This is a genomic window from Streptomyces sp. RLB3-17 (assembly GCF_007113425.2).
Classification (GTDB): Bacteria; Actinomycetota; Actinomycetes; order Streptomycetales; family Streptomycetaceae; genus Streptomyces; species Streptomyces mirabilis_D.
This window is the reverse complement of record NZ_CP041610.2, coordinates 1,387,082-1,413,308: the sequence shown is the minus strand read 5'-3', so window position 1 is coordinate 1,413,308 and position 26,227 is coordinate 1,387,082. Positions and strand designations below refer to the sequence as shown.

Here is a 26,227-nt window from a genome sequence, read left to right as displayed (position 1 = left end):
TCAAAGGAGATTTGGCGTGTTCGAACGCATAGCCGACCTGGCGATCCGCCGGGCCCGGCTGGTACTCATCGTCGCCGTCGTGGCGACAGCTCTCATGGGTGCCCTCGGTAGCGGCGCATTCACCAAGCTGCTGGGCGGCGGTTTCGACGACCCGGCTTCCCAGTCCACCCGGGCACGCGATCTCATCGACAAGAAATTCGGCGGCGAGACCAACCTCGTGCTGCTGGTCCGCGCCGGCGACGGCCGGGTCGACACCCCGTCTGCCGAGCAGAACGGCAAGGCACTGGTCGCGAGCCTGAAGAAGGAGAAGACGCTCGCGAACGTCGTCTCGTACTGGGACACGCGGAGCACCCAACTCCTGTCCAAGGACGGCCGCGAGGCCATGGTCCTCGCCCACGTCAAGGGCGACCCGACCCAGCAGCAGAAGAACGCCACGAGCCTGCTCGACGATTACGACGGCACGTACAACAAAGCCCTCACGGTACGGGCCGGCGGGGTGGCCGCCGTCGGCAACGACATGTCGACGCAGGTGGTCAAGGATCTTGAACTGGCCGAGCTGATCGCGATCCCGCTGACCCTCATCCTGCTGCTGTTCGTTTTCGGCAGCGTGGTCGCCGCGCTGCTGCCGCTGGCCATCGCCGTCATCGCCATCCTGGGCTCGTTCGCCGAACTGTCCCTGCTCGCCGACGTCACCAGCGTCTCGAACACGGCGACCAACCTCACCACGGCTCTCGGCCTGGGACTGGGCATCGACTACGGCCTGTTGATGATCAGCCGGTTCAGGGAACAGCTCGCGACCGGCGCGAGCGTGGAGGACGCCGTCCGCCGGACGGTGCACACCGCCGGCCGCACCGTCGCGTTCTCCGCCTCCACCGTGGCCGCCGCACTCGCGGCGCTTCTCGTCTTCCCACAGTATTTCCTGCGCTCGTTCGGCTTTGCCGGGGTCGGCGTCGTCGCCATCGCGGCCGTCAGCGCGCTGTTCGTCATGCCGCCGCTGCTCGTCGTCCTGGGGCACCGGGTCAACAAGGGGCAGATGCCCTGGGCGAAGACCGCGAACGTCACCACGCGCGTCTCCATATGGGCGCGGCTGGCGCGTACCGTCATGCGGCGGCCCGCGCTCACCGCGCTGCCCGTCCTCGCGGTCCTGCTGGTGGCGGCGAGCCCGCTGCTCGGCATCACCTTCGGCACCCCGGACGAACGCGTGCTGCCCAAGGACGCCGAGAGCCGCCAGGTCTCCGCGACGCTCCAGAAGAACTTCAACGGCAACGACAACGCCGCCCTCCAGATCGTCATCGGCCAGAACGTCGGCCAGAACGTCGGCCAGAACGTGGACAAAGCCCCGCTGGACAAGTACGCCGATCAACTGTCCCAGCTCAAGGGCGTGGTACGGGTCGAGACCAGCACCGGAACCTACACCCACGGGCAGGAATCGGCGGCCGGTCCCGGCAGCGCCAACCTCAGCCGCCCCGACGGCCAACGGATCAGCGTCGTCAGCTCCTTGACGCCGAAGTCCGACGCGGCACAGAGCCTGGTCGCCGACGTACGGGCGCTCACCCCGCCCCCCGGCACCCACCCGCTGGTGGGCGGCATCGACGCCGAACTGGTCGACGCCAAGCATTCCCTCAGTCGCCAACTCCCGCTCGCCATCGGCCTGGTGGTTGTGAGCACCTTCGTCCTGCTCTTCCTCTTCACCGGCAGCGTGGTGCAGCCGCTGCGCGCCCTGGCCCTGAACGCGATCACCCTGGTGGCGACGCTGGGCATCATGACCTGGATCTTCCAGGACGGCCATCTCTCCTCCCTGCTCGGCTTCACGGCGCAGCCGATGGAGATGTCGATGACCGTGCTGATGTTCTGCATCGTCTTCGGTCTGTCGATGGACTACGAGGTGTTCGTCACCAGCCGGATCAAGGAACTCCACGACCAGGGCGAGGACACCGAGTCCGCCGTCACCAACGGCCTCGGGCACACCGGGCGCATCGTCACCGCCGCCGCCTGCCTGCTCGCGGTGAGCTTCTTCGCCTTCGGTACGGCCAAGCTCAGTTTCATGCAGATGTTCGGTCTCGGCAGCGGACTGGCGATCCTGATCGACGCTGTCGCCATCCGTGGTGTGCTCGTTCCCGCCGCGATGCGCCTGCTCGGCGACTCGGCCTGGTACGCGCCCGGCTTCCTGCGCAGATTCCACGGCCGGTTCGGTCTCAGCGAAAGCGCGCCCGAACCCGCTGCCGAGCCCGAACCCGCAGTCTCACGGGGTTGACCCCGGCCCACAGCGTCCTGCCCTGCGCGGAGTCCGGCTGGGGCGACACCGCTCAGCGGGCCGCGAGCCTGCTGACGAGGCAGCGCCCCCGGCCGTTCTCGGCGTGCGGATGATCCAGGGCGCATGGCTCCGGCGGGGGCGGGGCGGCAGTTGCCGTCCGCCCCGCCGGTCCGTCAAGCGAGGACGACGCCGCAGGCGCTCATCAGCGCAGCTGAACGGCGGGCGCCCAAGCGGGGTCGCGGCCGGTGAAAGCGACCAGCCGGTCCAGAGGTGGTGCGCTTGCGTCGATGGCGATTTCGGGGCCGAAGGGCATGCCGGGGCCACGGTATTCCGGCTGGATCACGCCTTCGAGCACGGTGAGGGCATGCTGGCAGGTTTGCGGGTCCGGGTTCCATCGCTGGCCGGTCGCACGGGCCAGGTCCCAGCCGTGGCCGAGCGTTTCGATCAACAGCAGGTCGATGACTACGGAGCCCGGATAGGCGCCGCCCAGCAGCGGAACGTTCACGGTAGCTGTCGCGAGGCCGCCGGCCAGGGCCGATCGGATCGTGGTGGTGAGGTGCGCGATCACGGCACTCGGGTGGTCGGGGCCCGTGAACGCGGACGGGTCGGGCCGGTCGCTGCCGGACGGGTCAGTGAAGGCAGCGTCGAAGTAGGTGAGCCAGCCCAGCAGGTGGCGGCGCAACGTGCTCACGTCGAAGTCGTCGCACGGTGTGGGGAGCTTGTCCTGCTCAGGAGTGATGCCGGGGAACTGGCGAGCCAGGTCCTCGAGTACCGGAAAGATCATGGAACCACTTTCTCTGATAGGTGACTATATCGAGTATAGGCGACTGTCAACGATCAACGATCGGGCAGGGTCTACAGTCATAGGCGTGGTGACATCAGAGGCCGGACGGCGGGCCGAGTACGCAGCTGCGACACGTCAAGCGATCCTGCTGGCAGCGCGGGCACTGTTCGTCGAACGGGGCTATTTCGACACCCGAGTGCAGGACATCGCCCGCGCAGCGCGGGTAGCAGCGCCCACCGTCTACGCGGCGGTCGGAGGCAAGAGCGGTGTGCTACGCACACTCATCGAGGACGGGGTGCGCGCCGCTGAGGCCGGCGGCATCTACGAGCGGATCGCTGCGCAAACCGACCCCGGCGCGCTGCTTCGCATGCTCGTGGACGGCACGCGAAGCGAGTTCGAGCTCTGGTCGCCGATCATGCGTCAGGCGATCGCCGCCGCACCCCAGGACGCCGGGATCCGGGAGACCGTCGGCGCGGCGCACGACAGCCTGCGCCGCGGATTGCGGGCCACCGCGGCCCGGCTCGCAGAACTCGGCGCACTACGTGCCGAAGTCACCGTCGACGAGGCTGCGGATGTGCTCTGGTACTTCCTCGGCAACGCCTCCTACTTCACACTGACCGACGACTGCCACTGGCCGCTCGTCCGCTCCGCCGACTGGCTGCACCGATGCCTCACCGCCGCGCTGCTCGGCACGTAAGGAAGCAGCCGGCCAGAACCGCACGCCGTAGTGGGCGCGGCGGCCGCGCGACGGGCAGCGGCCGAAACGGCCGGCGCCTCGGCCGTAGACCTCCTTCGACCTGACTCGGCTGACGACCTGCCGTCGAAATCCCCGACGGCCCGCTGCCGTCCTTCCGCCAGGCCGACGTACGCCAGGTCACACCGGCGCCGCGCCGAGGAACGGTCGACAGGCGTAGGCGGCGCATTCCATGAGCTGTTCGTCCAGGCGAGCCCCGACGCTCCGTTGTCCGCGTGGGGCCTTGGCCCAAGCCCTAACTACCCGGCCTTGGGTCAAGGGCCGCCTACCACCTCCAGCAGCATCACTGGCGAGCCCTGCACCAGACCCGGGCCACCGTCAGCCACTACAACCGGCGCGGCGACCCCCTCCCAGCCCGCCTCCGCCCCTGGCGACAACCCGAGCAGAACCGATCACAACCTCAAGATCTGAGGCCGTAGTACTTGGCTGTGCTTCCTGCACGAATAGCTCCGGTGGAAAAACACCTACTCAGCGAGCCGGGTGTATCTGCTGCCTCAGCCCGGTACGTGCGTGGATTGAGGCATTGTCAAATCCTGTGGACTGACCAGACAGCCCAATGGCCGATCGATCAAGCAAGCGGCTTGCGGTATCGGACGTACTCGTTCTGCCGCCGGAACCCCACACTCTCGTAAAGGTCGTAGGACCGGTGCGGATTTGCCGTGCCCGTGAACAGTCGCGCGGTGGTTGCACCCTGCTCCCGAAGGCTCCGCAGCCCGTCCAGCAGCAGGACCCGGCCGATTCCGAGGCGTCGCTGGTCCGTCCGGACACTCAGCTCTTCCACCTCGCCGACGGTGTGGTCGTGACGGCGGATGGAGCAGAGGGCGACGCCGACCATGTCCTGCCCGTTCCAGGCAGCCCTCCAGCATGCCGGGTCGGCGGTGTCGACGAAGTCCTGGAAAGACCATCTCGGAGTGAAGCCGGTGTCCGCATACGAATCAACGACCGTCCTCCAAGCTGCACGGTAGTGGCTTGTCCCGATCGGCCCTGTCCGTATCCCGGCTGGCAGCTCGCTGCCCGGCTCGGGCAACTGCTGCAGATCGTCCAGCTCCAGCTCGACCAGGCTGAAGACACGTCGGTAGCCGGCTGCGAGCAGCAGCGCCGTGGCGTCCTGCTCGGAGGCCACGGCGTTCGCGCCGATCACTGCCGTCCGCGCCGTTCCATGCTGTTCGACGAGCTGGCGGATCCGCTCTTCGGCCCAGCCCAGCATGGCTGAGCCGATGCCCTGGTGGCGATGCTCGGGCAAGAGGTAGCCGCGGTGCATGTAGAGCCACGTATCGTCCCGCTCTTGCCACCACCGGATCGTCGAGTAGCCGACGACGCTCCCGTCGAGCACCACCAGGATCTGGTTCTTGGACGGCTCCTCCAACTTGGCAGAAGCTTCGGCGATCTCGGCCGCTGTCGGGAGCCCTTCCACAACCGATTGGACATCGACCTGGTCCCGTTCAACACACCCTAGCCGCACCGCGGCCATGGCGCCGTGGTCTTGGTCGTCGCGATACGGCCGGAACCCGAAGCCGACCGGAAGGTCCTGTCCTGCGGTGCCATCCAACATGGCCGGATGATCTCGAACTTCGAGGCAGGTCCGCCAACCTATTCACGCCGCGGTCGTCTGCGGCCGTTCAACGAGCTGGCCGCGTTCAAAGCGGGCCCCGGCGCGGACGAGGGCGACGAGATGGGGTGCGTTCACGGCTCGCCAGCGGGCCTGAGCGGACTCGACGAGCTTGAAGACCATCGCCAGGGCGGCGGCCCGGAATCCGGCGCCCTTGGTGACCTTGGTCCGCAGACGGACGGTCGCGAAGGTCGACTCGATGGGGTTGGTTGTCCGCCGGTGGATCCAGTGCTCAGCGGGGAAGTCGTAGAACAGGGGAAAATTCACCCGCGCGGTCAACTCGGTCGCGAGTAGCGTCCTTTGTCATGCACAGCGATCTAGGGGGCCCACCGGCTGGCTGTGTCCCAGACATCGGACGCTGACCGTTGGACAGCTTGCCTTCCGGCTTCTGCTCTGCGTTCGGCGAGCGGAGCTGGACGCCACTTGGGACTTCGACTCGACGACCGACTCCGAGGCATGAGAGCGCCTTCGGCGAGAGATCCGCCAAGCGCGTATGCCTGGCACCGGGAACCCGGTTCCTCACGGCTGCGTCTCTCCGTGCAGCACCACCGACTTGGCATCAATTCCTTTAGCGGCCACGGCAGATCACCCCCATGGCCTTGAGGTGGAGGAACCAACTTTGCGCCGTGGCTACAAGTGGGTGGACCGCGAGCTGGCTCGCATGGATCCGGACACCGAGTGGGAGAGGATGATCGCGCTCTACGTCAGCCACCGGGTCCCCGAGTTCGCCCTGGCGATGATGATCTATCCGGGCACCATGCACATGATGCAACCGGCCCTCGGGGCAGCCACGTTGGACCACACGCGAAAACTGGAGACGAAGCCGTACCGGCGCTTCCAGGACGGCAACGACTTCCTGGTGGCCTGGATGGTGGACGGCGTGTCCAGCGCGGCGGGCCGCACAGCCGCTGAGCGGCTGAATCGCATCCATATGGCCGTAGCCCGAAGAACGCCGAATTTACCCGGCAACTTCGACGACAAAGACGACTTCGTCTACCCGCTGGTCCTGCTGGCCACCTTTGCCCACCGACTCCAGACCTCGCTGGGTATGCCCGGCATCCCCGAACACATGCAACGCGCCTGGCACCACTGGGCGCAGGCCGTCTTTCACATTCTGGAACGCGAATCCGGCCCCCTGGCCGAGGAACCCTTCCCCGAGGACTGGCAGGCGATGGAGGAGTTCGCCCGGAAATTCGACTCCCGGCCCTACGAGCCGACCGATTCCGGACACCGTGTCGCCACCGCAATGATGCACTTCTTCGCCGAGCGCTGGTTCCCGGCCCCACTGCGTGCCTTCGGCCGTGATCTGACCCGCTACCTCGCCGGAGAACGGGTCTGCCAACTGCACCGGATCGGCTGGATCGGGCCGCGCCGCGAGCGAGCGATCCGCCTGTTCCTCAAGATGCTGTTCCTCGCCTACCGCGTGCTGCCCGACGCCCGCAAACCGCTGCCCGACCGACTCCGCCGGACCCGGCGCACCAACGCCCAGCTCAGGGAGCTTGAACCTTATTCCCGGCAAAGGCCTTTCAGCACAAGGTAGTTGACTGCACAGGACCACCGATGTGCTCCGCTGTGCTCGGCCTCGTTCGAACACACCGACGCCCGGCGAGCTCCTGCTCGAGCACGGTGAACAGTGCCTCACTCAGCTTGGGCCGTGAGACGGGCCCAGCAGACCGCAGCCCCTCGGTGCCGGCATTGCACCAGGCTCGGCGCCAGCGCTGCACCGAGCGCACACTCACCCGTAAGTCCCTGGCGACCTCCGCGCTGGAGGCACCCGCAGCGAATCGCTCCGCGGCCTCCAGCCGGATCCGCTCGCGAAACGCCTGCCGTTCAGGCGTCAGCCCACCACCCTGCGGATATCTCACACAACCGGCATGCCGCGACGACCACACATCGTCAGCCCCCAACGACATCACGCCGCAAAGGTCAGTAGTCCGAATCGTTAATGTATGGGCGTGTTGCCCCCGAACATGCCAAGTGATCCAGTGTGTGCAGTTCAAGCTCGCATCGGATGTAGGAGACATCTGAAACGCTTGAAACAAGGAGCACACATGAGTCCTGACCACAGGACACCTACGCCGTCCGGGCCCCTACTGCGAGGCAAGCGCAGGAAGATTGGCGGGCTCGCCACAACCGCGCTGCTGGTGGCGATCGGACTGGTCACCCCCGCCGCGGCCATCGCGCACACCGTGACTGGCCACGCGTCCGCCGATGATAGGTGCGAGAAGCCTGGCATGGGGGCGTTGGACAAGTGCAGGGGGCCGAGGCCGCCGGAGCCGACCCCTACCCCTACCCCGCCCCCGCCGCCGACGGGTTGCAACGACATCGACTCAGCAGTTCAAGGGATGACCAAGTACGTCTCGGTGGTTTGTAGCGGGCAGGTGCGGGTCCTGTCCGTCAATGAGGCTGGTCCGAATCCGCCGACCCCTGTTGCTAACGGAAGCAACGTCTTCTGGCAGCCGGTGGGAGGCCCGACCAACGTATTCGACGCCACGCTGTCGGTATTCGACGCTAGCCTCCTGGTCACCGAGCTGACTTGGGTGTAGTTCCTTTCGAGGGATAGCTGAGCTGGGAAGACGCTGATTGGGGTGTGGTCGGTGCCGTCGTGCTTCTACCGTGGCGGGGTGGAGGTGGGGCGCCATGGTGTCGTTGCCGGAAGAGCTTCAGGCGCGGGAGGCCGCGGCTCGACAGCGGGTGGAGGAACTCCAGGCTGAAGCGGCGGAGTTGGCCGTCCGGTTGGAGAGGGCCCGGGAGGATCTGTCGCGGTTGGAGATCACGCGGGAGACCGTCGCGCAGGTGCTGGCGGACTTGTCGGCCGCGGAGGCAGCGCCGGACGGGCCGGCGCACGATGTGCCGGAGTCCGAGGAGACGTCGGCACCTCACGGCATCGGGGTGATGGCGGTGCCGCCGTGGCGGGAGGGCCTGGTCGCTCAGGTGTTGCCGGACGTGTACCGGGACATCGTGGAGATTGTCGCTGATGCTCCAGGTCCACTGCAGGCCAAGCAGATCGTGCCGCGGATCGGGCTGGAGGCCACGACAGCAAAGATCGAGGGGACACGGGGGAAGCTGAAGCGTCTGGTGGAGCGGGGCTGGCTGGACGAGGACGCGCCGGGACGGTTTACCCTCGCCCGCCATGGGCCGGACGCCGACCGGGTCAACTCCCAGTGACCAAGGGGCTCTTCTCCGTAGATTCGAAGGTGCCAACCAAACGAATCGCAGAAGAGCAGAAGAAGAGCCCCAGATGGAACAGTACGACGCCTTATCCGAGCCTGATCCGTACGTCGCCTCCCGTGATGCCTTCGAATGCCTCGTCTCGACGCTGGCCGGTGCCCCGGCGCGGAGTATGGCCCACGACGAGCTGGAGCTGCTGCTTGAGCGGCAGGGACGCGAGCTGTTGCGGCAGTTGATACAGGATCACCTCGATATGCGGGCGAGGAACGAAGAGGACGCGGTGCGCACGGGCGGAGGGCAGCCGGTGGTGCGTGGGCCGGAAGGACAGGAGCGGACCTGGCGGGAGAAGGGCCATCGTCGCTGGCTGACCTGCGTGTTCGGGCCGGTGCGGGTGACCAGGATCGCTTATCGCGGCCGCGGCGTGTCCAACGTGCACCCGGCGGATGCGGACCTGTCGCTGCCCGCCGGCCGGCACTCCCGCGGTCTGGCCCGGCTCGCGGTCCTGGAAGCGGTCCGCGGCTCGTTCGACCAGGCCGCCGCTGCGATCGAGCGACGGTGCGGAAGAGTGCTCGGCAAGCGCCGCCTCGAAGAACTGGTGGTCGCCGCGGCCGTCGACATCGCCGCCTACTACACGGTGAAGATCCCCACCCCGTGCACCCGCGAGATGCCGCTGGTCATCCAGGTTGACGGCAAAGGCGTGGTGATGCGCCCCGAAGCACTGCGCGAGGCCACCCGCCGGGCCGCGGCCCAAAGCGCGGCGGCCGGGCGGCGCGGGCGCTTGGCCCCGGGTGAGAAACCCAACCGCAAGCGCATGGCGACGGTGGCCTGCGTCTTCGACACCGCGCCCGCCCCGCGTCGGCCACACGACATCGTCCATCCACCCGGCGGCCGCAGCGAGACCCGGCAGCCGAGGCCAGGTCCGAAAGCAGAGCGGAAATGGTGCACCGCCTCGGTGATCCGCCCTCCGGAACAGGTCGTCTCCGACGCCTTCGCCCAGGCCGAGGCCCGCGACCCGCAGCATCTGCGGGACTGGATCGTGCTCGTCGACGGCGCCCGCCACCAACTCGACCTGATCCACACCGAAGCCGCCCGCCGCGGCATCCGTCTGAACGTCCTGCTCGACTTCGTGCACGTCGCCGAATACTGCTGGACGGCCGCGCACGCCTTTCATCCACCCGGCAGCCGCGAGGCCGAAACCTGGGCCGCGGACAAACTCACCGCGATCCTCGCCGGACACGCCGACCGCGCCGCGACCGAGATGACCGCGCAGGCCGCAGCCGAACAGCTTCCCGCCGCCCGCCGCGACGCAGTCACCACCTGCCACCGCTACCTCACCGGCCACCTCGACCAGCTCCACTACGACACCGCCCTCACAGCCGGCTGGCCGATCGCCACCGGCGCCGTCGAAGGCGCCTGCCGCCACCTGATCGCCGACCGCCTCGACATCACCGGCGCCCGCTGGGGACTCAACGGCGCCGAAGCCGTCCTCCAACTCCGCGCACTGATCACGAACAACGACTTCGAGGACTACTGGAACTTCCACTCGGCCCGCGAACATCAACGTCTCTACCCCAGCCCTGACCAGCGGAACTACAGCCTCACCGCTTGATCCCGACCGTCACTTCAGAGGATCCGCACCCAACTGCCTTCCTTCCCCGAGTGACTGCCCTGGACGACGTCTGCGCAGATGAGCCCGGGTTGGCGTCGCGGCGAGTCGGATCCGGCCAGGCGTTGTCCCCTTCTGCAACAGCGATGAGGCCTCACGGCCGCCTGGGCGAGTTTGCGTGTGGCGAGGCGCCCTGCCGGGCCTATCAACCGGTGTCGGCAGCCATGGAGTTGAAGGTCTCCCGCATGAGCTGGTCGGTGGCGCCGGGCTGTTCGACCAGGCTGTCTAAGAAATCGGCGAGCAACCAGAGCACGAAGTTGTGTACCAGAGCCTCCTTCGGTGGGATCGTCCCGAACTGGTCGCGCCAGGCCACGGTGTCCATGCCCATGGCCGCGGCCATGAGGACGCCGGTGACCATCGGTACCTGGGCGGGGTCGGCCAGTTCGAAGCCGGGGAGCTTGCGGATCACGGCCGGGATCAGATCACTGAGCGGATCGAGGCGGTCCTCCTCTTCGCCGTCCTGCCGGCCGATGATGTGCGCGATCAGCACGCCCACCAGGCAGACCGAGCCCCGGGACACTTCCTCCCGGCCGTAGGTGTCCATCGCGGCCTGGACACGCTGCTGCGACAGCTGGCGCTCCTTCCCCGACGTGCGCTTTTCTAAGATCCGGTACGAGTCCCATGCCGCGCGGACTACCTCGTCCACGACTACACCGTCACTGGTCATGCGCTGACCGTAGTGAGTCGGCGGACTGCAGCGGCAGTATTCGCACGAACAGCCGGCCTGGACCCGGTGCGGCCCGCCGTGTTCCGGCCAGACCGTTGGTCGGAGCTGCGGAGTTTCACAGCCCTGCCTTCGTGCGCCGGTGCCGGGTAGTACGGTGCCGATCACTGTCCGTGCTGTGGGTGGGGGAGTGGCATGCGATTTCCGCCGTTCGACGACCGCGGAACGCTGACGACGATCGAGCTGGAGGCGCTGCGGTCGTTGCACGGAGCGTTTCTGACCGCGCGGTACGAGTGGCAGTCGGCCATCGCAGTCTGGGACCGCCTCTCCGCCGCTCGCGATCTGGCCGACCTGCGAGCAACGGAGCGGCCGCCGTTTCGGTACTACGAGGAAGCCCTCCATGAGATCGCGAGCGACGCGGACGACTACGAGCGGAAAACAGCGCTCACCACCTGGCGGTACGCGGCCTCGACTGTCGTCCTGGGCATCACCGTGCTCGAGCGCGTGGCCCAAGCGAAACCGCCGCTGACGGCCTCCGCCGTGGAAGAGCTGTGCCAGGAGCCGACCCTGGGCCAGCTGCGCGAGGCGCTGTCGGTGCCGGCGGCCGACTTCCTGCCCGCCCGCGACCGCGGTTCCCCTGAGGAGCGAAAGGAAATGGCGGAACGGTGGGCAGATCTGCGCGACGGCGTGGACACCGCGATCGAGATCGTTGTCGAGATCGCCGAAGAGGAGGGAGCCGCCCATCCCAAGACCAAGGAGGAGGCGGCGGGCTGCTTGATGACCAAGCACAGCCCACCCCACACAGATCCGGTGTACCTGGGAATCCTGGAACCGCTGTTCGTGGTGGCGGAGGAGGTTCCGTACGGGATCAGCCGGGTCATCAAGGGCCGTTGACGCCGATGGCTGATCATCGTCTCGTGCTGGCCGCGCGGCAGTGTTGCAGTCGGCCGCCCCCTGGCATTCCAGTTGCCCGGGGCGGGACGTTTCCAGTGCCGCAGGGTCAGTGGGAGCAGTGCGTGCAGGCGGTGCCGGTGAACGCATGGTCCGCCGCGGCGACGTCGCGGCCGGTGAGATGGGCGGCCGCGTCCAGCGAAGCGGACAAGGGCCGACGCGTGGCAGTGCTGAACTGGTACGGCGCGTCGGTGGTGATGTACCGGTCAGCCGACGCCGCGTACCTTCCGGGGTCCTTCCGCAAGGGACTGTCTGCCCGGGAGGTATGACGCCACCGTGCTTCCGCGCCTGCCCACCTCTTCTCCGCATCGGCTGCGCTCATGCGGAGGGCGTCCGCGATGGTCTCCCAGCCGGTCCCGCGGTCCCGCTCGGTGATCACCGCGGCCGTCAGGAACGTGGCCTCCATCGATTCGCAGATGCGCACCGCCCGGCGCACGTAGTCGCCAGCCTGCGTCAGATCCTCACCCATCATCTGCGCGTACTGGCCAAGGTCCGTCGCACGGGATTCGGCCCCCGAAACCAACCCGATCCTGGCGAGGTCGGAGCCGGTGAAACTGTCGGCCGGCAGCGTCTGCGGGTCCACCTGGACGGGAACCGTCTCGTTACTCACGGCGAGGATCGTAGGGGCGCGCTGAACAGCCCCAGCCTCCTGTCACCTGTGTGGCTCACAGGCCGTATCCCCAGGTGGGCGAGCTGATCTGCGGGGGTTGTGAGTCTGTGAGGAACCCCGCGACACTGCCGGTCTCCACTGACCTCTGACAGGGAATCTTGGCCGGTTGTCAGGAGAGTTTGACGACGAGTTGGTTTCTACCCGCGGACGTTTGACCCCTGCGGCAGCATCATCTGCTGCCGCAGGGCCCGGCAACCGATTCAGCTCCAAGCCAGCAGCAGACGCTTCCCTGATCAGGGGCTCAGCCCTCCGCGATGACGTCGTCCGCCTGCATACCCTTCTGGCCCTGCACCGCGATGAAGGTCACCTTCTGGCCTTCCTTGAGGCTCTTGAAGCCGTTCCCCTGGATCGACTTGAAGTGCACGAAGAGGTCCGGACCGCTCTCGGGGGTGATGAAGCCGAACCCCTTCTCTTCGTTGAACCACTTCACGGTGCCGGACTGCCGCTCCGCCATACCCACTCCCTCGAATCACGTGCTCGGGCTGGACGTGCAAAACGCCCAACGAGCTGATCATTCCCGATGACGGGGACGATCCCGGGAATCCCCGACCTTGTCGCACAAAGTGATCGGAGCCAGTCGATCAAACTCACTTGGCAAACGGTCAAGATCTTTCTGTCAGAGGTCATCCACCGCCGTGTTCACCCTGGTGTCCGTCACCAAGGACGCCGCGCCGCCCCTCTTGCGAGTGAATCCCGCACCCGCTGCTCCCCTCAGCTACTCCCTGCGGGTGACCGAGTGTCAGTCCCGCTCCCTACCGTCCAAACCGTGACACCCCCGCGCCCTGGCGGCGCCCGATGAACGGCGGTGATCCGTCATGTCCATGGTCGACGGGCTGCGCAGCCCCCACACCCCGTTACGCCGGTTTCTGGACCGCGAACTGTCCGCCGGCGCCAAGCCGTTGCGCGACAGCTACGCGCCCAGCACCGTGCCGACCACCTTCTGCTCCCCCCTCCCGGCGTCGGCACCGAGGCCGGCACCTTCGGCACGGCAATCGACCAACGGCTGCGCCTGGCCTTCACCACGGCCGCACCCGTCGACGACGCCTCCCTGGTCGGGATCGAGCTCACCGGCCAGATCGGCAGCCGTGGCGCTGGCCTGCGAATGCGCGCCGTCGGCAACCAGCTCGCGGTGCGCCTGGCGGAGACCGTGCACCGCCTGGACCTCGACAACCGCGAACTGCCCGTCGACCGCGGCCAGGACGAAGAGGAGGACCTGGCCCGCATGCTGATCGCCGCGGCCTGGTACCAGGTCCTCGCCCGTACGCCGATCGGCTTCGCCTACACCCCGCTCGCCAAGGCCGCCCTCGAGGACCCCGCCGCCTTCACGCTCACGCGGCTGCTGGAGCTCCCGGACCGAGACCTGGTGGCCGACGTCACCGCCCAGCTCCACAAGGCCGCCCACAGTCCCCTTCAGGCCCTGCGCGCTGGCACCCGGCCCGGGAACTGCGTCGGTGGGCCGACGTTCGCCGGCGCCCAGATCACCGCCGACGCCGACATCGTCGTCGACGGCCTGCTGCTCGACTTCAAGAGTGCCCGTCGGCCGCTGGCGGAGATGTCCCAACGCACCGCCTGGCAGCTGACCGGCTACCTGCTGCTCGATGCCGCCGACCAGTACCGGATCGACACCATCGGCCTCTACCTGACCCGCTCCGGGGTCCTCGCCTCCTGACCCGTCGACGACTACCTCGCCCTGCTGGGCGCCCGCCGCCGCGACCTCACCGAGCTGCGCGGCGTGTTCGCCGAACTGCTCGCCGGATGCCGGGGCCAGGCCGACGCCCGGTACTTCGCCACCCAGGAGCAGACCGAGCGCGTCCGGATCGTCGGCGAGCGCGACCAGGGCGACGGTGAAGTACCGGCGAACATCCTCGGACCGCCCCTTGAAGCGGCGGATCCAGCCGCGGACCGTGTCCTCGGCCCGGCCCAGATGCGCGGCGACCTGACGGTGTCCCATCCCCAGGGCCGCTATCTCCAGTCCGGCCCCGATCACCTCGGCCGCATCCGCCCGCCGCGGCCAGATCGTCTCCGGCAGCAGCACGTGCGTGATCCCGCAGCCCGAACCCCGCGACCGGCGAGGGCGTACGAACAGACGGGCCCCGAGATCACCGCGTACTTCCCGCGACCGCCCGTGCCCCCAGGGTGTGAGGACCGCACTGCAGGACGGGCAGTTCAACTGGACGGCCTGCAGCTGGCGTTCCACGCTCACCGCATCGGCGTCGACGATCAGCACGAGGCGGCCGCAGTGTCAGCGGCGGGACATGTAGAGGTCGAGGGCCCTGTGCAGCACCTTGTTGAGTGGGAAGTCCCACTCGCCGAGGTATTCGACGGCCTCGCCGCCGGTTCCGGACTTGAACCGCAGCAGTCCCAGCAGGTGGTTGCTCTCCTCCAGGGTGTCGGTGATGCCGCGGAAGTCGTAGACGTCGGCGCCGAGGGCGTGGGCGTCGGTCATCATCCGCCACTGGATGGCGTTGTTCGGCTGGACTTCGCGCTTGCGGCTGGTGGAGGCGCCGTAGGAGTACCAGACGTGCTGGCCGACCATCAGCATCGTGGCCGCCGCGAGCACCTCGCCCTCGTGGTGGGCGAGGTAGAGGCGCATGCGGTCGGAGTCCTCAGCTGTCAGCGCGGTCCACATCCGCTGGAAGTAGGCCAGCGGGCGGGGAATGAACCGGTCCCGCTCGGCGGTCTCCACGTAGAGGTCGTAGAAGGCGGGCAGGTCCTCGTAGCCGCCCTGGACGACCTTGACGCCGGCCTTCTCCGCCTTTTTGATGTTGCGGCGCCACTGCTGGTTGAGACCCCGCTGGATCTCCTCCAACGACCGCCCGGCAAAGGGAACTTGGAAGACGTAGCGCGGCTGGCCCGCGGCGAAGCCGTCCTCGCCGCCTGGCTCGGTCTGCTGCCAGCCCATCCGGCGCAGCCGGTCGGCGATGTCGAAGGCCCGCGGCTCGTGCACGGTGGCCTCCACATCCCGCAACCGCCCAGCCTGCGGGTCGGCGATCGCTGCCTTGACCGCCTCGGCACCCCAACGGCGGGCCACGACGGGCGGCCCCATCTTCACCGAGAACGCCCCCTGTTCCTTCAAGTACGCGAGCATCGGCTCAAGCCACCGCTCCAGATCCGGCGCAGCCCAGTCGATGACCGGCCCCTCGGGCAGGTAGGCGAGGTACCGCTTCAGCTTCGGCAACGGCCTCAGCAGTACCAGTCCCACGCCGACGAGACGGTCGCTCTCGTCGAACCAGCCCAGGCTCTCCGCCCGCCAGTCCGGCTTCACATCGCCCCACGAGGGAACCTGCATGTGACTCGCCGAGGGCCGGGCCCGGACGAAGGCCAGATGATCCTCACGGGTGATCGCCTTCAGACGAAAACTCATGCGCAGCGCTCCTTTGTTCGACGCACAAGCGTACTGAGGCGTACGGCCCGTCCAGTTCCCTCGTGCACACGCTGTCGTCGTGCACGAAGCAGGCACAGACTGCTCAGCAAGATCACAAATCATGCTCATCGCGGGCGTCGCGAACCCGATGCTTCATCAACATGCAGAGAGTCGTCCAACACACAGGCTGGTGATCAGCTTGCGGAAGTCGCGCGAGCTCAACCCGGTGAACGGGGCTATCCAGGACGGTTCCGACGCCGTGATCACACCAGCCACGCCAAGATCATCTCGTCGTGAGCGATTGGGTCGTAAGGCGTGGCGCTACAGCTTGATCTGCCCTGTCAGCCACCATTCAAGGTACTTGGCCAGGCTCGGTGCCACCCAGGTGCGGCTGTCGTCCTCATGGTTCCAGACGAAGACATCGGGCCGGTCGATCCTGGACAGGAGCGCGAACAGGTCTCCGTTTCCCGCGTCCGCGAAGAAGAGCAGCGGTCCGAACGGCATGTAGAGGGTGGCGAGCTCAGCGTCCTCGCGAAGGCTCTGGTTCTCAGAGGCGATTCGCTCGGCAGACCAGATGAGTCCGTCTCCGTACTCGCCCTCGATGCCGTTGCTCTCGCGGAGGAGAACAGCGAGGTCCGCAGGCAGTGGATGGCCGAGGACCGCAGTGCAGCGGATCAGCGACGACTCCGATGCAGGGGGCTGGAAGACGGCCGTGCCAGGCAGGGCCGCAACGACTTCGGTCCACACAGTCGATTCGACCTCCATGAGCCTGGTCTGGACGGAGTCGACGTACAGCCCGTCGGCGCAGGCCACGGGGTCCGCGCCTCGACCAGCGTGACTGATCAACGAGCGCACAGTACGGTCCCGGCCGAGCCAGCCACTCACCGCCCCAGCAATGCGGGACAGCCCTTAGAAGATCTTGTAAAGGGATCATCCAGCCTGTTGGATGGGCGGCATGCTCACGCGGTCTGACAGGGGCACCTTCGAGCAGCGGATCAGCCCTTACCCGAAATCGACGCCCCGCTCTACGTGGGAGCGGTTCAACATGGCGAAGACCGACTCTGGCTGGCTCTGGCTGATCGCGAACCTTCTGTTTGGTGTGGCAGCCGCCAGCGTGTTCACCTACCTCGGCGCATCGCGCGGTCGGTTGTTCCTGGTCTTCGGTATCGCCTTGATGGGACACGCCATCAGAACCATCTACGTCATGATCTGCGTTGCTCGAGGCGAAACCGATCGACTGGCTCCAGGAAGCACTGCTGGCGCTCGGAGGGGTGCCGGTCGGCACAGGTGAAGGTGCCTGAGCGATGTCGTGCCCCAGCCGTGCCCGATCGGGCCGTGCCCGATCGGAGGGCAAGCTACGAGGAATAGAGGTAGGTCACGGCGGAAAGCTGCCGGAAATCCCAGACGTAATAATGTCGAAGGTCAGGGCCGCTGCCCCGCGCCATTCCTCTAAAACCGGTGTCGCAGGTTCGAATCCTGCTTGGGGCACTCAAAGGGCTGATGGCCGTTTCGCTGTTCCCGGCTGTTCGACCGTTCCCGACAGACGACTTGACACGCTAAGCGCCTGAGGTGTCTCACAGCCCGTTTGCCCAGGTAGGGGTGCCGGTAAGAACCGATGTGCGTCCCTCGTTGCGGCTGGTGACAGGACGCACATCTGCCCACTTCTGTTTTGGCCCGGTGGGGGGCGGTAGCGGGCCACAGGCCGGGCGGAGACGCCCGGAAGTACTTCAAGCCCGGCGCGGCCGCGCTCGCCGAGGTCACCAGCCTGCTCGCCCCCAGCGACAGCCGGCGCTGAACGGCACACCGACGAAGCCCCGGGGGCCCACCCCCCGGGGCTTCTTTGTGCCCAACGGCCGCCCTCCAGCTGTCAGAAGAGCGCGCCGGACTCCGGTTCCGGTTCCGGGATGGTGAAGGGCAGTTGGCCCTGCACGGGCCGTTTGAGGACCTGGGGCGACCGCCGCGACCGCCGCCGGCCATGGCGCAGGCCCGTATCGGAGCGCTTCTCGTCCACCGCGACCTGGTAGAGCGAACCGATGCTCGTCACATCCAAGTGACCGTTGGCCGGTTGGAGCTTCCGGAGCCTCCGGAGCTCCCGGAGATTCCGCAGGGACTGCATTTCATTCAGGCCGGGCGGCTCCGTGCGCTCCGCCAGCGCCACCAAGGCGCGCGCGGTGGCCGACGGGTACGCGTCCCAGGCACTGACGGTACCCAGGGCGGCGAGGTCGTCCTGCTTCTCGTGCCGCAGCGGTCGGAACTGGACTCGCAATGAATCCGCGCGATCCGGTGTCGCCGCAGGGCGGAGGTCATTTTCGGCCCGAAGGCCCAAGGATTGGTAAAGTACCAGGCCAGAGGTCTGGGGCTTGCTTTTGTGGCCCGATTCCCGCTTTCGCGGCATGAGCTGAGATTGCCGGCGCCCCGGCCGGCGCGCTACGGCCGGCGCCCGCGGGCGGTGGCAGCCGGTCGGCACCGGCCGAGAAGTGCTCGGCGGGACGACAGGGGGATGAACGCGGCCCCGTCGAAGGGTGGGCCGACCGGCTGCGTGTGGCTACTTGAGCGGCGTGCCGCCCGAGTTGCGGTACGCGATCGTCTTGTTGATGAGGTTTCCGCCGTCGGACTCGACCGTGGTCTGTTCCTGCTGCCCCGGGCCGAACAGGAGGGCGGCGACGTGCGCGTTCGCCACCTGGTCCATGTGCGAGAGCAACCAGTCGACCTTGTCGTCCTTGTAGTGGCCGAAGGTGTTGTTCTGCGCCATGTTGCCCAGGGGGATCTGCCACAGGACCACCGGCTTGCCCACCGACTCGGCCATCGTCTTGTACCACCCCAGCGCGGCAGTGGCCTTCTGGTCGTTCCAGAAGGTGTCACGGCCGCCGTTCGCCGACTTCGCGTACCAGCCCGCGTCGCGGTCTACCACATCGGCGACCAGGAAGTCGGCGTTCTTCGCCCCGAGGTCCGAGTAGTCCTTGACGCATCCCTGCATGTTGCTCTGCCAGTCCCAGCAGGTGAGGTGGAACCCGGCGCCCGTGTTCGGTGCGTACTTGTGCGCCATCGTTATCAGGCACTGGGCCAGGCCGACGGCGCTGTTCTCCTGCGATCCGCAGTCCGTCGGGTTCGCGGCCTTGACCTGCGCGGCGACCTGGTGCGGATTGCCGAGCGACCGGACGTAGCCCCAGAAGTCGGGCTCGATGTCGATCATGTCCTGCGAGTTGCCGATCTTCTGGAGGAAGAAGCGGTAGTCGTTCATGTAGCGGGTGAGCAGGTCAACCCTGTTGATGGCCTTGACCTCGCCCGGACCATCGCCCTCGCCTGCCAGATCCCCGAGGTCGCGCAGCGAGTACCAGGTCCAGAAGAACTTCTGCGGGCGCGGCTTGCCCTGGTACGTCGCCTTGGTCACGTGGTCGTCGTTCCAGGTCACGTAGAAGCCGGGCGCCGTGGTCTCGCCGCTCCAGCAGCCCCACCAGCTCGACCACTCGGCCTTGCAGCGCGATGCCGAGTAGTAGTCCGACGAGGGCGCGGGCTGGCTGTGCACGTAGGCGTACCGCACGTCGAACGGCGCGGCGTTCGCCGAGGCGTCGTTCATCGAGCCGCCGACGAGCACCGTGTTACTGCCCATGAAACGCTTCGCCGAGCTGCCGCCGGCGGCCGGAGACGCCAGCGGCGCCGACGCCGGGCGGGTACCGCTCGGAGCCTGGCTCGCCGGAACGCTGCCGCCCGGCGTGGCAGGCGTGGCGCTGCTGCCGGAGCTCCCCGCGTTCCCGGTGCCGCTGACGCTACCGGCCGGGACGAGCTGCCACTGCTGGTTGGCGCCGCCCCGGTCGTGGTACTGGGCGATGTGGCCCCCGTCGGCCTTGGAGCGGCCCTGGACCTCAACGGCCATGCCACTGAAGCGGTTGATCAGACGCACGTAGCCGTCCGGCGAATTCTTCATGTGGAACTGCTGGTTGGCGTTGTTCAGGTCGCGCCACTGCACCAGCTTGGCGTCGGCGGTCTTCGACCAGTTGTAGTCGTCCAGCACCTTGCCGGAGTTCCGGTTCTTCAGCCGGTAGTTCCCGTTACCCGAGTCGATGAACTTCCACTGCTGATTGGTCCCGCCGTTACGGCTCCACTGCACCAGCGAAGCACCGTCGTTCGTGGCGTAGGCGGGGGCCTCCAGCACCTCGCCGCTGTTGCGGTTGACCAGCACGTACCAGGCGTTCGTGTCCACGGTTCCCGCTGAGGCCGTGTTGACCACGACCACGGAGGCACCCACGACCGCCAGGCTGACGGCCGCCCAGAAACTCCGACGCTGGTACAACCGACGGCCACGATGCGTCTGCCGCCGCCCCGGAATGGCCGAGCGGAACGACGCGCGACCACGGCGGGCGTGGCCGCCGGGCGACGCCTCCGGCGACGTGGATGGGCGAGGGAACATGTCGATGCTCTCTTTCAGCCGTTGCCTCTGACCAGACCGCCTGGCCGGACACCATCCAGTTGTCACCGCCCCCGGAAAGGTTGCCCTGGACTGCGAAGATTCTTTCGGGCACCGCGCGCCGGGTGGCGATCACGTCGTCGGGCGGGGCAAAACGCAGCCGACGACCGGTCAGCCGGTTGCCGGCGGTGGGTAGACGGTGGGTATCGGGAGCCGTCCGGCCCGTCGCCCGGCGCGGCACCGGCCGCACGGCCGAAAGTTCCGCTGCGGGCCAGGGCGGCGCGGGGTGATCGATGGTCGAACCCAGCAGGGGTTGCTCACCCAGCCACGGCCATAGGAGGCCGGCGAGTTCGCGACCAGCCCACCTACCCCAACTGAAACCGCGAAACGTGCGCCACGTCATTTACCGCCCTCTCAGACCTTTGGGAGGGGAATCGTGGCGAACATCTGGGCCATGCGGCCTGCGCGCCATGAACGTACGGCGCTACTTCCACCCCTCGGCGGAGGCGATCGCCGAAGTCACCAGCCTGCTTGCACCCGGCGACAGCAGGCGTTGAACAGCGGTTGACGCTCCCTGGCCCACTGCTAAGAGCGCGACCGGGGCTCGGGGTGCACGACGCGGAAGGGCTGTCCGCGCAGATCGGCGACTACGACCCCGGACTTTCCATTGCAGATCCAGTGCGCGCCGATGCGCCACCTGAAGTCGCCCGGCTCATCGGTGGTCACACGGATATAGAAGTGATCGGGAGCGAGGGGTGTGACCGTGTAGGGGAAGTCCGGTACGCCATCGGCAGGTCTCGGCGAGGGCGCCGGCTCCGTGGCGTTCGCAGAGAGTCTCACGTTGAGGTTCACGCGGAACTCTCGCAGTTGCCGGGGGGCCATCGGTTCAGCAGACGGAGGCTGGGCGAGGTGGCTGACGTGCGGAGGGGCGTCGCACGACTCCATGCGCACGTCCAGTTTGTTGATGATTGCTGTACGGTCACCGGCGGCCTCGACGATCAGATGGACGACGGAATCATAGAGCTGCACCACGTTGGCGGAGTCGCGCCATCGCTCCGTGGTCGGTGGCAGAGGGCCTACGTACCCTCTGGTGCCAGGAGGCTGGGAAGCGTGAACGGTGATGGGATCTTCCGGTGTCCGGGCCAGCACCGCCTCGCCCCCACGCGTGATGACCTTGTCGAAGTTGCGGGTGACGAGTCCCGTGACGGCCGCGCTCGCACCCGCGAGGACCGCCGTCAGGACCCACTTCTCCACCCCGGCGACAACTACAGCTACAACAGCGGCAGCAAGAGCCAGCGCAACTGCGCAAATCCGTATGACTAGTTGACGAGACGGCACCACATCCCCCCTTTGATGACCAGGATGCCCGATCGCCTTCAGGCGAATCAGTGGCCGACCTCGGCGAAATTCAGGACACGGAAACCACTCCGGATAGCGGCAGGTCACCTACCATGCGGCAGTGGATCGTGACTGGATGCGGCAACAGCTCGAAGCGTTCGACAACCTGGCCATGCGCTACGAAAACAGCGCCAGGCCCGGCGACTACATCGGGGACGAGGCCCTCCTGGAGCAACTGCATCGATCTGAACCCACGGTCAAGCAGATTCTGCGACGCCTTGACCCTCAGCTCGCGCAAGAGATCAACGTCGATCAGATGGCGGGAGAGTCGCACGCCCGGAGCCAGGTGCAGCGAGGGCTGGGCATCCTCACTGACATGGATGAATGGGCAGCCAGGCTGGCACCCGACGCTCCGTCCCTTCCGGCCGACCAGTTCCACCCCTGGGTCTGGGACGCAGCCCGCACCTTCTGGGACTCTCAGCACTACCGCGCGGCCGTGCACGCAGCCGCCAGCGCGATCAACGCTCACCTCCAAGCGAAGCTCGGGCGCCGAGACGTTGCTGACGACAAGCTCGTGCAAGAGGCATTCAGCGACAAACCAGCCGAGCCCGGCAAGCCTCGACTCCGTATCCCCGGCGACGCGACGAGTCCTACCGTCCAGAGCCGGCAACGCGGTGCCCTGCAACTCGGGCTCGGATCGTTCTTCGCGATCCGCAACCCCGCCGCACACGAGACGGGCGAGTGGACGGAACAGGAATCACTGGAACAGCTGGCCACCCTCAGCGTCCTTGCCCGCCTCATCGACAGCTGCCAAGTGTCCAGATAAATGTTGATGTGGTGCCGTACGAACGGCGAGAGGCGGGCCACGTCCTCGTCGCGGACGTCGAAGCCGTCCGCGATCAGGTGGTTCACCGCGGCGTCCATGTACCTGGTGTGGACACCCCGGGGCTACCCCGCTGCACGTGCAGCCACCCTGGTGCCGCCTGGGGTTGTGCAAATGCTGCGCTACATCACGAGAACCACCAGGACCACAAGCGGCACCAGGACTACAAGCAGCAGCACGGCGCTGCACACCACCACGAGCAGCACCAAGCAGCGGCACCGTGCAGCAGCCGCAGGCCCTGGCCGATGCCCCTCTGGGCAGCTCTACCAGCGATACCAGGACGGCATGGGCAGCGCTGCACTGCCGGGCGGTTGCAGCGCCGCGCCGCTGCAACGCTGCTATCGACGATGGGATAGCAGCGTCCTGCCCAGCATGCCGGGCCGTCCAGCCTGCACCCAGCGCAGCGAGCAACGCCTGCGCAGGCAGATCGGTCGGCTCAAGGAGCTGCGCGCTGCCGACGTGGAGGAGATCTCCCAGCTCAAGGCCGACGTCGAAGCCCTCGTCGGCACACTGCACCAGGCGACGGTCGAGAACCAGCTCCTTCACCAGCAGCTGGCGGAACGAACGGCCGTGCTCCGCCCGCTGCCCTCTCAGCCCCCTTGCTACGCCCTCTGACCTTCGTTGCGGTGCAGGGGCAGAAGGGCATGCAGGCGCCCGAGGTCATCGCAGAGTCCTGAGCCCCAGTAGCGGTCACAGGACGGTGCCGTGCAGGGCTCGGCGGTCTCCGGACGGACCTCTTCGGCATCCACGTCAACACCGCCGTCGAGTGGTCCGTACTGGCACAGGACAGCTGGGCGGGCTACCTGGCGGCCCGGAGAGCCACCGAATAGCGCACTTCGGAACGTCCCACTTTCAACCCCGAAGGAGTGGATCTACGTCGGTGACATGGACTCCTCCATCGTGGGTGAACCATGCACGCTCACCGTCCAACGCGTTCTTCACCATCCAGGCGAGACGTTCCCGGCCGCCAACGGTGCAGTCGAAGGGATCGGCGAGTTCCTCACCGACGATCGCAGAGATGGAACGCACCTCTGCAGCAGGCTGGCCGCTCACGGTCAGGACTGCTGGCGGTTCGAACCGTCGCGTCACGCGGTGGAGGGGCGTCAGCGGCTCCGTCATAGAGTTGAGTTCGCCATCCTGGAGGAGATCCATCACGCTCACACGTCGACCGCTCGGCTCCTCGATCTCAAGGCCATGGTTCAGTACCGGCCCATTCAGAGCGTCCGAGAGCAACGCGGAGACGTCCATGCCGACGTCCTTGACTACGGGGACGCGACCCGTCATCGAGATGTGGATCTTCATCAGCCGACCATCAACGTCCTTGTCGGTCGGAGTCCGCATCTCCAGAATGATCAAGCCATAGGTATCGGCGATCTTTCGAGCACCCCGTTGGAATCCGGTTAGATGCACCATGACCCCGGTGGTGGGGATCGATCCAAAGCCGACCTCCTCAACCACGCCCTTGAAAGCGAGAGCGTCGTTTTGCTCCAGCGAGCGATTCTTGCGACGACACTCGAAGATGACGCGGTGCGCATGACCGGACTCGACCGTGAACTCCCACAAGACGTCGATCTGATGAGCTGACGCACGGCCTGGCAGGACAACATCGTGCTCAAGCCGGGTCGTGACCACGGGGGCTCGCGCAGCGATTCGCTCGACCAGAAGCCGCGTCAGCTTCTCGTACTCGGTCGAGTTCATTGAACTGCTGTTGTCAGCCATCAGCGCCGTCCCGCGAACTGGTTCGTGTTCGACATGGACGGCAACCTATCCCCATCCAGTGACACCCGGCCGGTGCTTGACGCACGCACCCCGCGCCGCGGCGGCCACCAGCCAGGGGTGAATAGTGCAGGGGTAGAACATCACCCCTTCACCAGTAGACCAGGCTGCCGTCGACCAGTTCCGCGCGTTGCTCTCCGCCCTGCGTGACCCGGAGCCCTGGACCCCTGGCCACTGCCAGGACCTCGCCGTCCGCGTCGGGCCGTTCGTTGAGCGCGCTCACCCGCGCCCGGGTGACGACCACGGGCCCGACATCATCGCCGTCGCCCTGCAACACCCCGGCGGCTCGTACACGCCCTACGGCGCCCGCTACCGGAAGCTGGACTGGCTGCGCTGCGAGATGGACAAGATCCTCGGTGCGTGGAATCCGGCCTACGAGCCGCTCACCCACGCCGCAGCGGACCTGGACCTCCCCGACGACGTCGGCATGGCCCCGGCGAACTACGGCGTCCACGTCGAAGCACGCCGCAGCAAAGGCACTGGATACACGCTGCTCCACCTCGACCCCTACTGCCAGACCTGGCTCGCCTCCCGCGACGCCGACCGCCTCAACACCGAACTGGCGGGCAAGGCGGCCACCGTCCTCCCCGGATTCACGGTCACCGCGAAAGCGGCGCCGTTCCACGTCAGCGACCACGCGAGCTACACCGACCCGTCCGGCGCCGACGTCGCCGCGCTCCTGGCCGACGCCAACGCGGGGGTGAGCGCGTGACCACGGCCCTGTACGGGTCACCGCGACGACCGAGACCTACGACTGCAAGTGGTACCTGGAACTCGACTGGTCCTCCCAGGACCGCACCGGCACGGTCCGCATCGACGACCACGGCCGCCCGTTCCGCACCAGCAGCATCAAGGGCCTGTCCCACTACTGGTACGGCACGAACGGACACGGTGTGCGTCAGTGGGTGCCCACCGACTCTTGACGTACGCCACACGGCCAACGACGCCCCGGCCGGCCCTGAGTCCCGCCGGCCCCACTGACATCCAGCGCTGACGTCAACGGCCATAAACGGCCGCCGCTGTCTGCTCCTAAAGCGGGTGTCGCAGGTTCGAATCCTGCCGGGGCACAGAGAAGCCCCAGCCAGAGGCCCTTCCGTCCAGTGGACGGGAGGGCCTCTGCGCTTGCAGCGCACATATGGCACACATGGCCGTGCACGCAGATGGTGCGGAGCTGTGCAGGATGCCCGGCAAGGATGAGCTGACCCGACGTCGGCACGAGAAGCTGGTCGACCAGCTTGAGTCGCTGATGCGGGCCGCCCTCAGGCCCGAGTACCAGGGCTCCTACGGGCAGCTGATCCTGAGCGGCGATGCCGCTACGGACATGGACGAGCTCAAGGACGTCCGACGTGCCGCTCGTGAGGCAGGGCGTCGTCTCGGCTGGAAGACGACCACCCATCTCGTCGGCGGCCGGCTCTTCGGACTCGACGAGCGGGAGGTGCCCGAGGAGATCGAGCAGCCGGCCGGGGATGCGGCCCCTTCGGTTACGGCTCCCCGGCACGGATTGGACACACATCCGGTAGGCGCCTGCCGCGTTGGCCAACGCCTCGACCTGCATGTCGTCGAGGTAGACGTGGTCGGTCGGGGCCGCCTTCGGGAGGGGCACTCCTACAGCCGGATTGGCCTCCAGGTGACGGGACTTGACCACGTAGCCGAATGGCTGAGGATGACGTACGCCTTGCGGACCGAGCGCGGGCTGAGCTTCCGGCCGCCCGTCGCCTGGCCGGACAGCATGTCGGCGAGCCACTCGGAGACGTCTTCGAAATAGATGCCGTCCAAGGGCGTGGTGCCCCACCTCTGGATCACGTGGGCGTCGAGAACACCGCGGTACCAGTGGCGAGTTGATCGCTGGAGGTGGATCTGGGCGGCCAGCCAGGAGTCCGCCACCTCCGCGAACTTCACGCACACCGCGGCCGGGTCGCGACCCCACCTCCGCCGGCT

At 67.3% G+C, this 26,227-nt stretch carries 26 protein-coding genes, 1 tRNA gene and 4 pseudogenes; 15 read left to right on the top strand and 16 right to left on the bottom strand.

Annotation, left to right across the window (positions count from 1 at the left end; genetic code table 11):
* Positions 1-16: 16 nt before the first annotated feature.
* A complete protein-coding gene (locus FNV62_RS06755) occupies positions 17-2,254 on the top strand; it encodes an MMPL family transporter (RefSeq protein ID WP_144314843.1) in 2,238 nt (745 codons plus the stop codon).
* 202 nt (positions 2,255-2,456) lie between these two features.
* On the opposite strand, the gene FNV62_RS06750 is transcribed toward FNV62_RS06755, so the two are convergent.
* A complete protein-coding gene (locus tag FNV62_RS06750) occupies positions 2,457-3,038 on the bottom strand; it encodes a TIGR03086 family metal-binding protein (RefSeq protein ID WP_144314842.1) in 582 nt (193 codons plus the stop codon).
* Between the two features lie 85 nt (positions 3,039-3,123).
* On the opposite strand from FNV62_RS06750, the gene FNV62_RS06745 reads away from it, so the two are divergent.
* Entirely contained in the window at positions 3,124-3,735 is a 612-nt protein-coding gene (locus tag FNV62_RS06745; RefSeq protein WP_225900183.1) for a TetR/AcrR family transcriptional regulator, read from the top strand.
* Between the two features lie 625 nt (positions 3,736-4,360).
* Here the strand turns inward: FNV62_RS06745 and FNV62_RS06740 are convergent.
* Positions 4,361-5,344 carry a GNAT family N-acetyltransferase gene (locus FNV62_RS06740; RefSeq protein ID WP_143607155.1) on the bottom strand — a complete coding sequence of 328 codons (984 nt, stop codon included), beginning with the start codon at positions 5,342-5,344 and terminating at the stop codon, positions 4,361-4,363.
* Positions 5,345-5,386: 42 nt separating this feature from the next.
* Positions 5,387-5,653, bottom strand: a pseudogene (locus FNV62_RS06735) (IS256 family transposase); the annotation flags it as partial.
* A gap of 436 nt (positions 5,654-6,089) precedes the next feature.
* Here FNV62_RS06735 and FNV62_RS06730 point away from each other — a divergent pair.
* A complete protein-coding gene (locus FNV62_RS06730) occupies positions 6,090-6,941 on the top strand; it encodes an oxygenase MpaB family protein (RefSeq protein ID WP_225900182.1) in 852 nt (283 codons plus the stop codon).
* Here FNV62_RS06730 and FNV62_RS06725 read toward each other — a convergent pair.
* Positions 6,928-7,314 (bottom strand): helix-turn-helix domain-containing protein, encoded by a 387-nt coding sequence (locus FNV62_RS06725; protein ID WP_263986823.1) that lies wholly within the window; start codon positions 7,312-7,314, stop codon positions 6,928-6,930. The genes FNV62_RS06730 and FNV62_RS06725 overlap by 14 nt on opposite strands.
* A 432-nt stretch (positions 7,315-7,746) precedes the next feature.
* On the opposite strand from FNV62_RS06725, the gene FNV62_RS06720 reads away from it, so the two are divergent.
* The 3 genes from FNV62_RS06720 (at position 7,747) to FNV62_RS06710 (ending at position 10,181) form a co-directional block, all read left to right on the top strand.
* Entirely contained in the window at positions 7,747-7,947 is a 201-nt protein-coding gene (locus FNV62_RS06720; protein WP_144314841.1) for a hypothetical protein, read from the top strand.
* 94 nt (positions 7,948-8,041) lie between these two features.
* The gene (locus tag FNV62_RS06715; protein WP_143600153.1) at positions 8,042-8,569 is read left to right on the top strand and encodes a hypothetical protein; all 528 of its coding nucleotides are present in this window, start codon (positions 8,042-8,044) and stop codon (positions 8,567-8,569) included.
* A gap of 73 nt (positions 8,570-8,642) precedes the next feature.
* The gene (locus tag FNV62_RS06710) at positions 8,643-10,181 is read left to right on the top strand and encodes an ISKra4 family transposase (RefSeq protein WP_143600152.1); all 1,539 of its coding nucleotides are present in this window, start codon (positions 8,643-8,645) and stop codon (positions 10,179-10,181) included.
* Between the two features lie 202 nt (positions 10,182-10,383).
* On the opposite strand, the gene FNV62_RS06705 is transcribed toward FNV62_RS06710, so the two are convergent.
* The gene (locus FNV62_RS06705) at positions 10,384-10,905 is read right to left on the bottom strand and encodes a hypothetical protein (protein ID WP_144314840.1); all 522 of its coding nucleotides are present in this window, start codon (positions 10,903-10,905) and stop codon (positions 10,384-10,386) included.
* 192 nt (positions 10,906-11,097) lie between these two features.
* Between FNV62_RS06705 and FNV62_RS06700 the strand changes: the two genes are divergently transcribed.
* Positions 11,098-11,796 (top strand): hypothetical protein, encoded by a 699-nt coding sequence (locus FNV62_RS06700; RefSeq protein ID WP_144314839.1) that lies wholly within the window; start codon positions 11,098-11,100, stop codon positions 11,794-11,796.
* Positions 11,797-11,902: 106 nt separating this feature from the next.
* Here the strand turns inward: FNV62_RS06700 and FNV62_RS06695 are convergent, their stop codons facing one another.
* From FNV62_RS06695 to FNV62_RS06685, 3 genes are all read right to left on the bottom strand, one after another.
* Positions 11,903-12,463, bottom strand: a complete 561-nt coding sequence (locus FNV62_RS06695) for a hypothetical protein (RefSeq protein WP_144314838.1) — start codon at positions 12,461-12,463, stop codon at positions 11,903-11,905.
* A 301-nt stretch (positions 12,464-12,764) separates the two neighbouring features.
* Positions 12,765-12,977 (bottom strand): cold-shock protein, encoded by a 213-nt coding sequence (locus FNV62_RS06690; protein WP_144314837.1) that lies wholly within the window; start codon positions 12,975-12,977, stop codon positions 12,765-12,767.
* 456 nt (positions 12,978-13,433) lie between these two features.
* The gene (locus tag FNV62_RS06685; protein WP_144314836.1) at positions 13,434-13,676 is read right to left on the bottom strand and encodes a hypothetical protein; all 243 of its coding nucleotides are present in this window, start codon (positions 13,674-13,676) and stop codon (positions 13,434-13,436) included.
* Here FNV62_RS06685 and FNV62_RS06680 point away from each other — a divergent pair.
* The gene (locus FNV62_RS06680; protein WP_144314835.1) at positions 13,671-14,192 is read left to right on the top strand and encodes a hypothetical protein; all 522 of its coding nucleotides are present in this window, start codon (positions 13,671-13,673) and stop codon (positions 14,190-14,192) included. The two genes, FNV62_RS06685 and FNV62_RS06680, sit on opposite strands and share 6 nt — an antisense overlap.
* Positions 14,193-14,765: 573 nt before the next feature.
* Here FNV62_RS06680 and FNV62_RS06675 read toward each other — a convergent pair.
* The 3 genes and pseudogenes from FNV62_RS06675 to FNV62_RS06665 form a co-directional block, all read right to left on the bottom strand.
* Positions 14,766-15,887: a lipid II:glycine glycyltransferase FemX gene (locus tag FNV62_RS06675; RefSeq protein ID WP_144314834.1), complete on the bottom strand. Its 1,122-nt coding sequence runs from the start codon at positions 15,885-15,887 to the stop codon at positions 14,766-14,768.
* Between the two features lie 183 nt (positions 15,888-16,070).
* Positions 16,071-16,163, bottom strand: a pseudogene (locus FNV62_RS06670) (IS5/IS1182 family transposase); the annotation flags it as partial.
* Positions 16,164-16,208: 45 nt separating this feature from the next.
* On the bottom strand, positions 16,209-16,733 hold the full coding sequence (locus FNV62_RS06665) for an SMI1/KNR4 family protein (RefSeq protein WP_225900181.1): 525 nt from the start codon (positions 16,731-16,733) through the stop codon (positions 16,209-16,211).
* 199 nt (positions 16,734-16,932) lie between these two features.
* On the opposite strand from FNV62_RS06665, the gene FNV62_RS06660 reads away from it, so the two are divergent.
* A complete protein-coding gene (locus FNV62_RS06660) occupies positions 16,933-17,178 on the top strand; it encodes a hypothetical protein (RefSeq protein WP_144314833.1) in 246 nt (81 codons plus the stop codon).
* 576 nt (positions 17,179-17,754) lie between these two features.
* On the opposite strand, the gene FNV62_RS06655 is transcribed toward FNV62_RS06660, so the two are convergent.
* From FNV62_RS06655 to FNV62_RS06645, 3 genes are all read right to left on the bottom strand, one after another.
* The gene (locus tag FNV62_RS06655; protein WP_144314832.1) at positions 17,755-18,153 is read right to left on the bottom strand and encodes a hypothetical protein; all 399 of its coding nucleotides are present in this window, start codon (positions 18,151-18,153) and stop codon (positions 17,755-17,757) included.
* Between the two features lie 279 nt (positions 18,154-18,432).
* The gene (locus FNV62_RS06650; RefSeq protein ID WP_413083820.1) at positions 18,433-20,133 is read right to left on the bottom strand and encodes an RICIN domain-containing protein; all 1,701 of its coding nucleotides are present in this window, start codon (positions 20,131-20,133) and stop codon (positions 18,433-18,435) included.
* Positions 20,134-20,877: 744 nt separating this feature from the next.
* Entirely contained in the window at positions 20,878-21,546 is a 669-nt protein-coding gene (locus FNV62_RS06645) for a hypothetical protein (protein ID WP_144314830.1), read from the bottom strand.
* Positions 21,547-21,751: 205 nt separating this feature from the next.
* Between FNV62_RS06645 and FNV62_RS06640 the strand changes: the two genes are divergently transcribed.
* Positions 21,752-22,456: a TIGR02391 family protein gene (locus FNV62_RS06640; protein ID WP_225900180.1), complete on the top strand. Its 705-nt coding sequence runs from the start codon at positions 21,752-21,754 to the stop codon at positions 22,454-22,456.
* Here the strand turns inward: FNV62_RS06640 and FNV62_RS57925 are convergent.
* Positions 22,456-22,566, bottom strand: a pseudogene (locus tag FNV62_RS57925) (Tn3 family transposase); the annotation flags it as partial. The gene FNV62_RS06640 and the pseudogene FNV62_RS57925 sit on opposite strands and share 1 nt — an antisense overlap.
* 232 nt (positions 22,567-22,798) lie before the next feature.
* On the opposite strand from FNV62_RS57925, the gene FNV62_RS06630 reads away from it, so the two are divergent.
* Positions 22,799-23,128 (top strand): hypothetical protein, encoded by a 330-nt coding sequence (locus FNV62_RS06630; RefSeq protein ID WP_144314829.1) that lies wholly within the window; start codon positions 22,799-22,801, stop codon positions 23,126-23,128.
* A 237-nt stretch (positions 23,129-23,365) separates the two neighbouring features.
* Here the strand turns inward: FNV62_RS06630 and FNV62_RS06625 are convergent, their stop codons facing one another.
* Positions 23,366-24,232, bottom strand: coding sequence for a hypothetical protein (locus FNV62_RS06625; protein WP_144314828.1), 867 nt, complete (start codon positions 24,230-24,232; stop codon positions 23,366-23,368).
* Between the two features lie 187 nt (positions 24,233-24,419).
* Here FNV62_RS06625 and FNV62_RS06620 point away from each other — a divergent pair, with 187 nt between their 5' ends.
* From FNV62_RS06620 to FNV62_RS55450, 4 genes and pseudogenes are all read left to right on the top strand, one after another.
* On the top strand, positions 24,420-25,001 hold the full coding sequence (locus FNV62_RS06620; RefSeq protein ID WP_225900179.1) for a hypothetical protein: 582 nt from the start codon (positions 24,420-24,422) through the stop codon (positions 24,999-25,001).
* A 13-nt stretch (positions 25,002-25,014) separates the two neighbouring features.
* Positions 25,015-25,212, top strand: a pseudogene (locus tag FNV62_RS57920) (transcriptional regulator); the annotation flags it as partial.
* A 65-nt stretch (positions 25,213-25,277) separates the two neighbouring features.
* Positions 25,278-25,357, top strand: a tRNA-OTHER gene (locus FNV62_RS06610).
* A 112-nt stretch (positions 25,358-25,469) separates the two neighbouring features.
* Positions 25,470-26,054 carry a hypothetical protein gene (locus FNV62_RS55450; RefSeq protein ID WP_225900178.1) on the top strand — a complete coding sequence of 195 codons (585 nt, stop codon included), beginning with the start codon at positions 25,470-25,472 and terminating at the stop codon, positions 26,052-26,054.
* Positions 26,055-26,227: the final 173 nt, after the last annotated feature.

Bases quoted from the DNA above. Each gene is read 5' to 3' on its own strand.
- FNV62_RS06750 (WP_144314842.1), bottom strand. From the start codon at position 3,038: ATGATCTTTCCGGTACTCGAGGACCTGGCTCGCCAGTTCCCCGGCATC.
- FNV62_RS06740 (WP_143607155.1), bottom strand. From the start codon at position 5,344: ATGTTGGATGGCACCGCAGGACAGGACCTTCCGGTCGGCTTCGGGTTC.
- FNV62_RS06730 (WP_225900182.1), top strand. From the start codon at position 6,090: ATGATCGCGCTCTACGTCAGCCACCGGGTCCCCGAGTTCGCCCTGGCG.
- FNV62_RS06725 (WP_263986823.1), bottom strand. From the start codon at position 7,314: ATGTCGTTGGGGGCTGACGATGTGTGGTCGTCGCGGCATGCCGGTTGT.
- FNV62_RS06720 (WP_144314841.1), top strand. From the start codon at position 7,747: ATGACCAAGTACGTCTCGGTGGTTTGTAGCGGGCAGGTGCGGGTCCTG.
- FNV62_RS06715 (WP_143600153.1), top strand. From the start codon at position 8,042: ATGGTGTCGTTGCCGGAAGAGCTTCAGGCGCGGGAGGCCGCGGCTCGA.
- FNV62_RS06710 (WP_143600152.1), top strand. From the start codon at position 8,643: ATGGAACAGTACGACGCCTTATCCGAGCCTGATCCGTACGTCGCCTCC.
- FNV62_RS06705 (WP_144314840.1), bottom strand. From the start codon at position 10,905: ATGACCAGTGACGGTGTAGTCGTGGACGAGGTAGTCCGCGCGGCATGG.
- FNV62_RS06700 (WP_144314839.1), top strand. From the start codon at position 11,098: ATGCGATTTCCGCCGTTCGACGACCGCGGAACGCTGACGACGATCGAG.
- FNV62_RS06690 (WP_144314837.1), bottom strand. From the start codon at position 12,977: ATGGCGGAGCGGCAGTCCGGCACCGTGAAGTGGTTCAACGAAGAGAAG.
- FNV62_RS06675 (WP_144314834.1), bottom strand. From the start codon at position 15,887: ATGAGTTTTCGTCTGAAGGCGATCACCCGTGAGGATCATCTGGCCTTC.
- FNV62_RS06660 (WP_144314833.1), top strand. From the start codon at position 16,933: ATGGCGAAGACCGACTCTGGCTGGCTCTGGCTGATCGCGAACCTTCTG.
- FNV62_RS06630 (WP_144314829.1), top strand. From the start codon at position 22,799: ATGGGCAGCGCTGCACTGCCGGGCGGTTGCAGCGCCGCGCCGCTGCAA.
- FNV62_RS06625 (WP_144314828.1), bottom strand. From the start codon at position 24,232: ATGGCTGACAACAGCAGTTCAATGAACTCGACCGAGTACGAGAAGCTG.
- FNV62_RS55450 (WP_225900178.1), top strand. From the start codon at position 25,470: ATGCCCGGCAAGGATGAGCTGACCCGACGTCGGCACGAGAAGCTGGTC.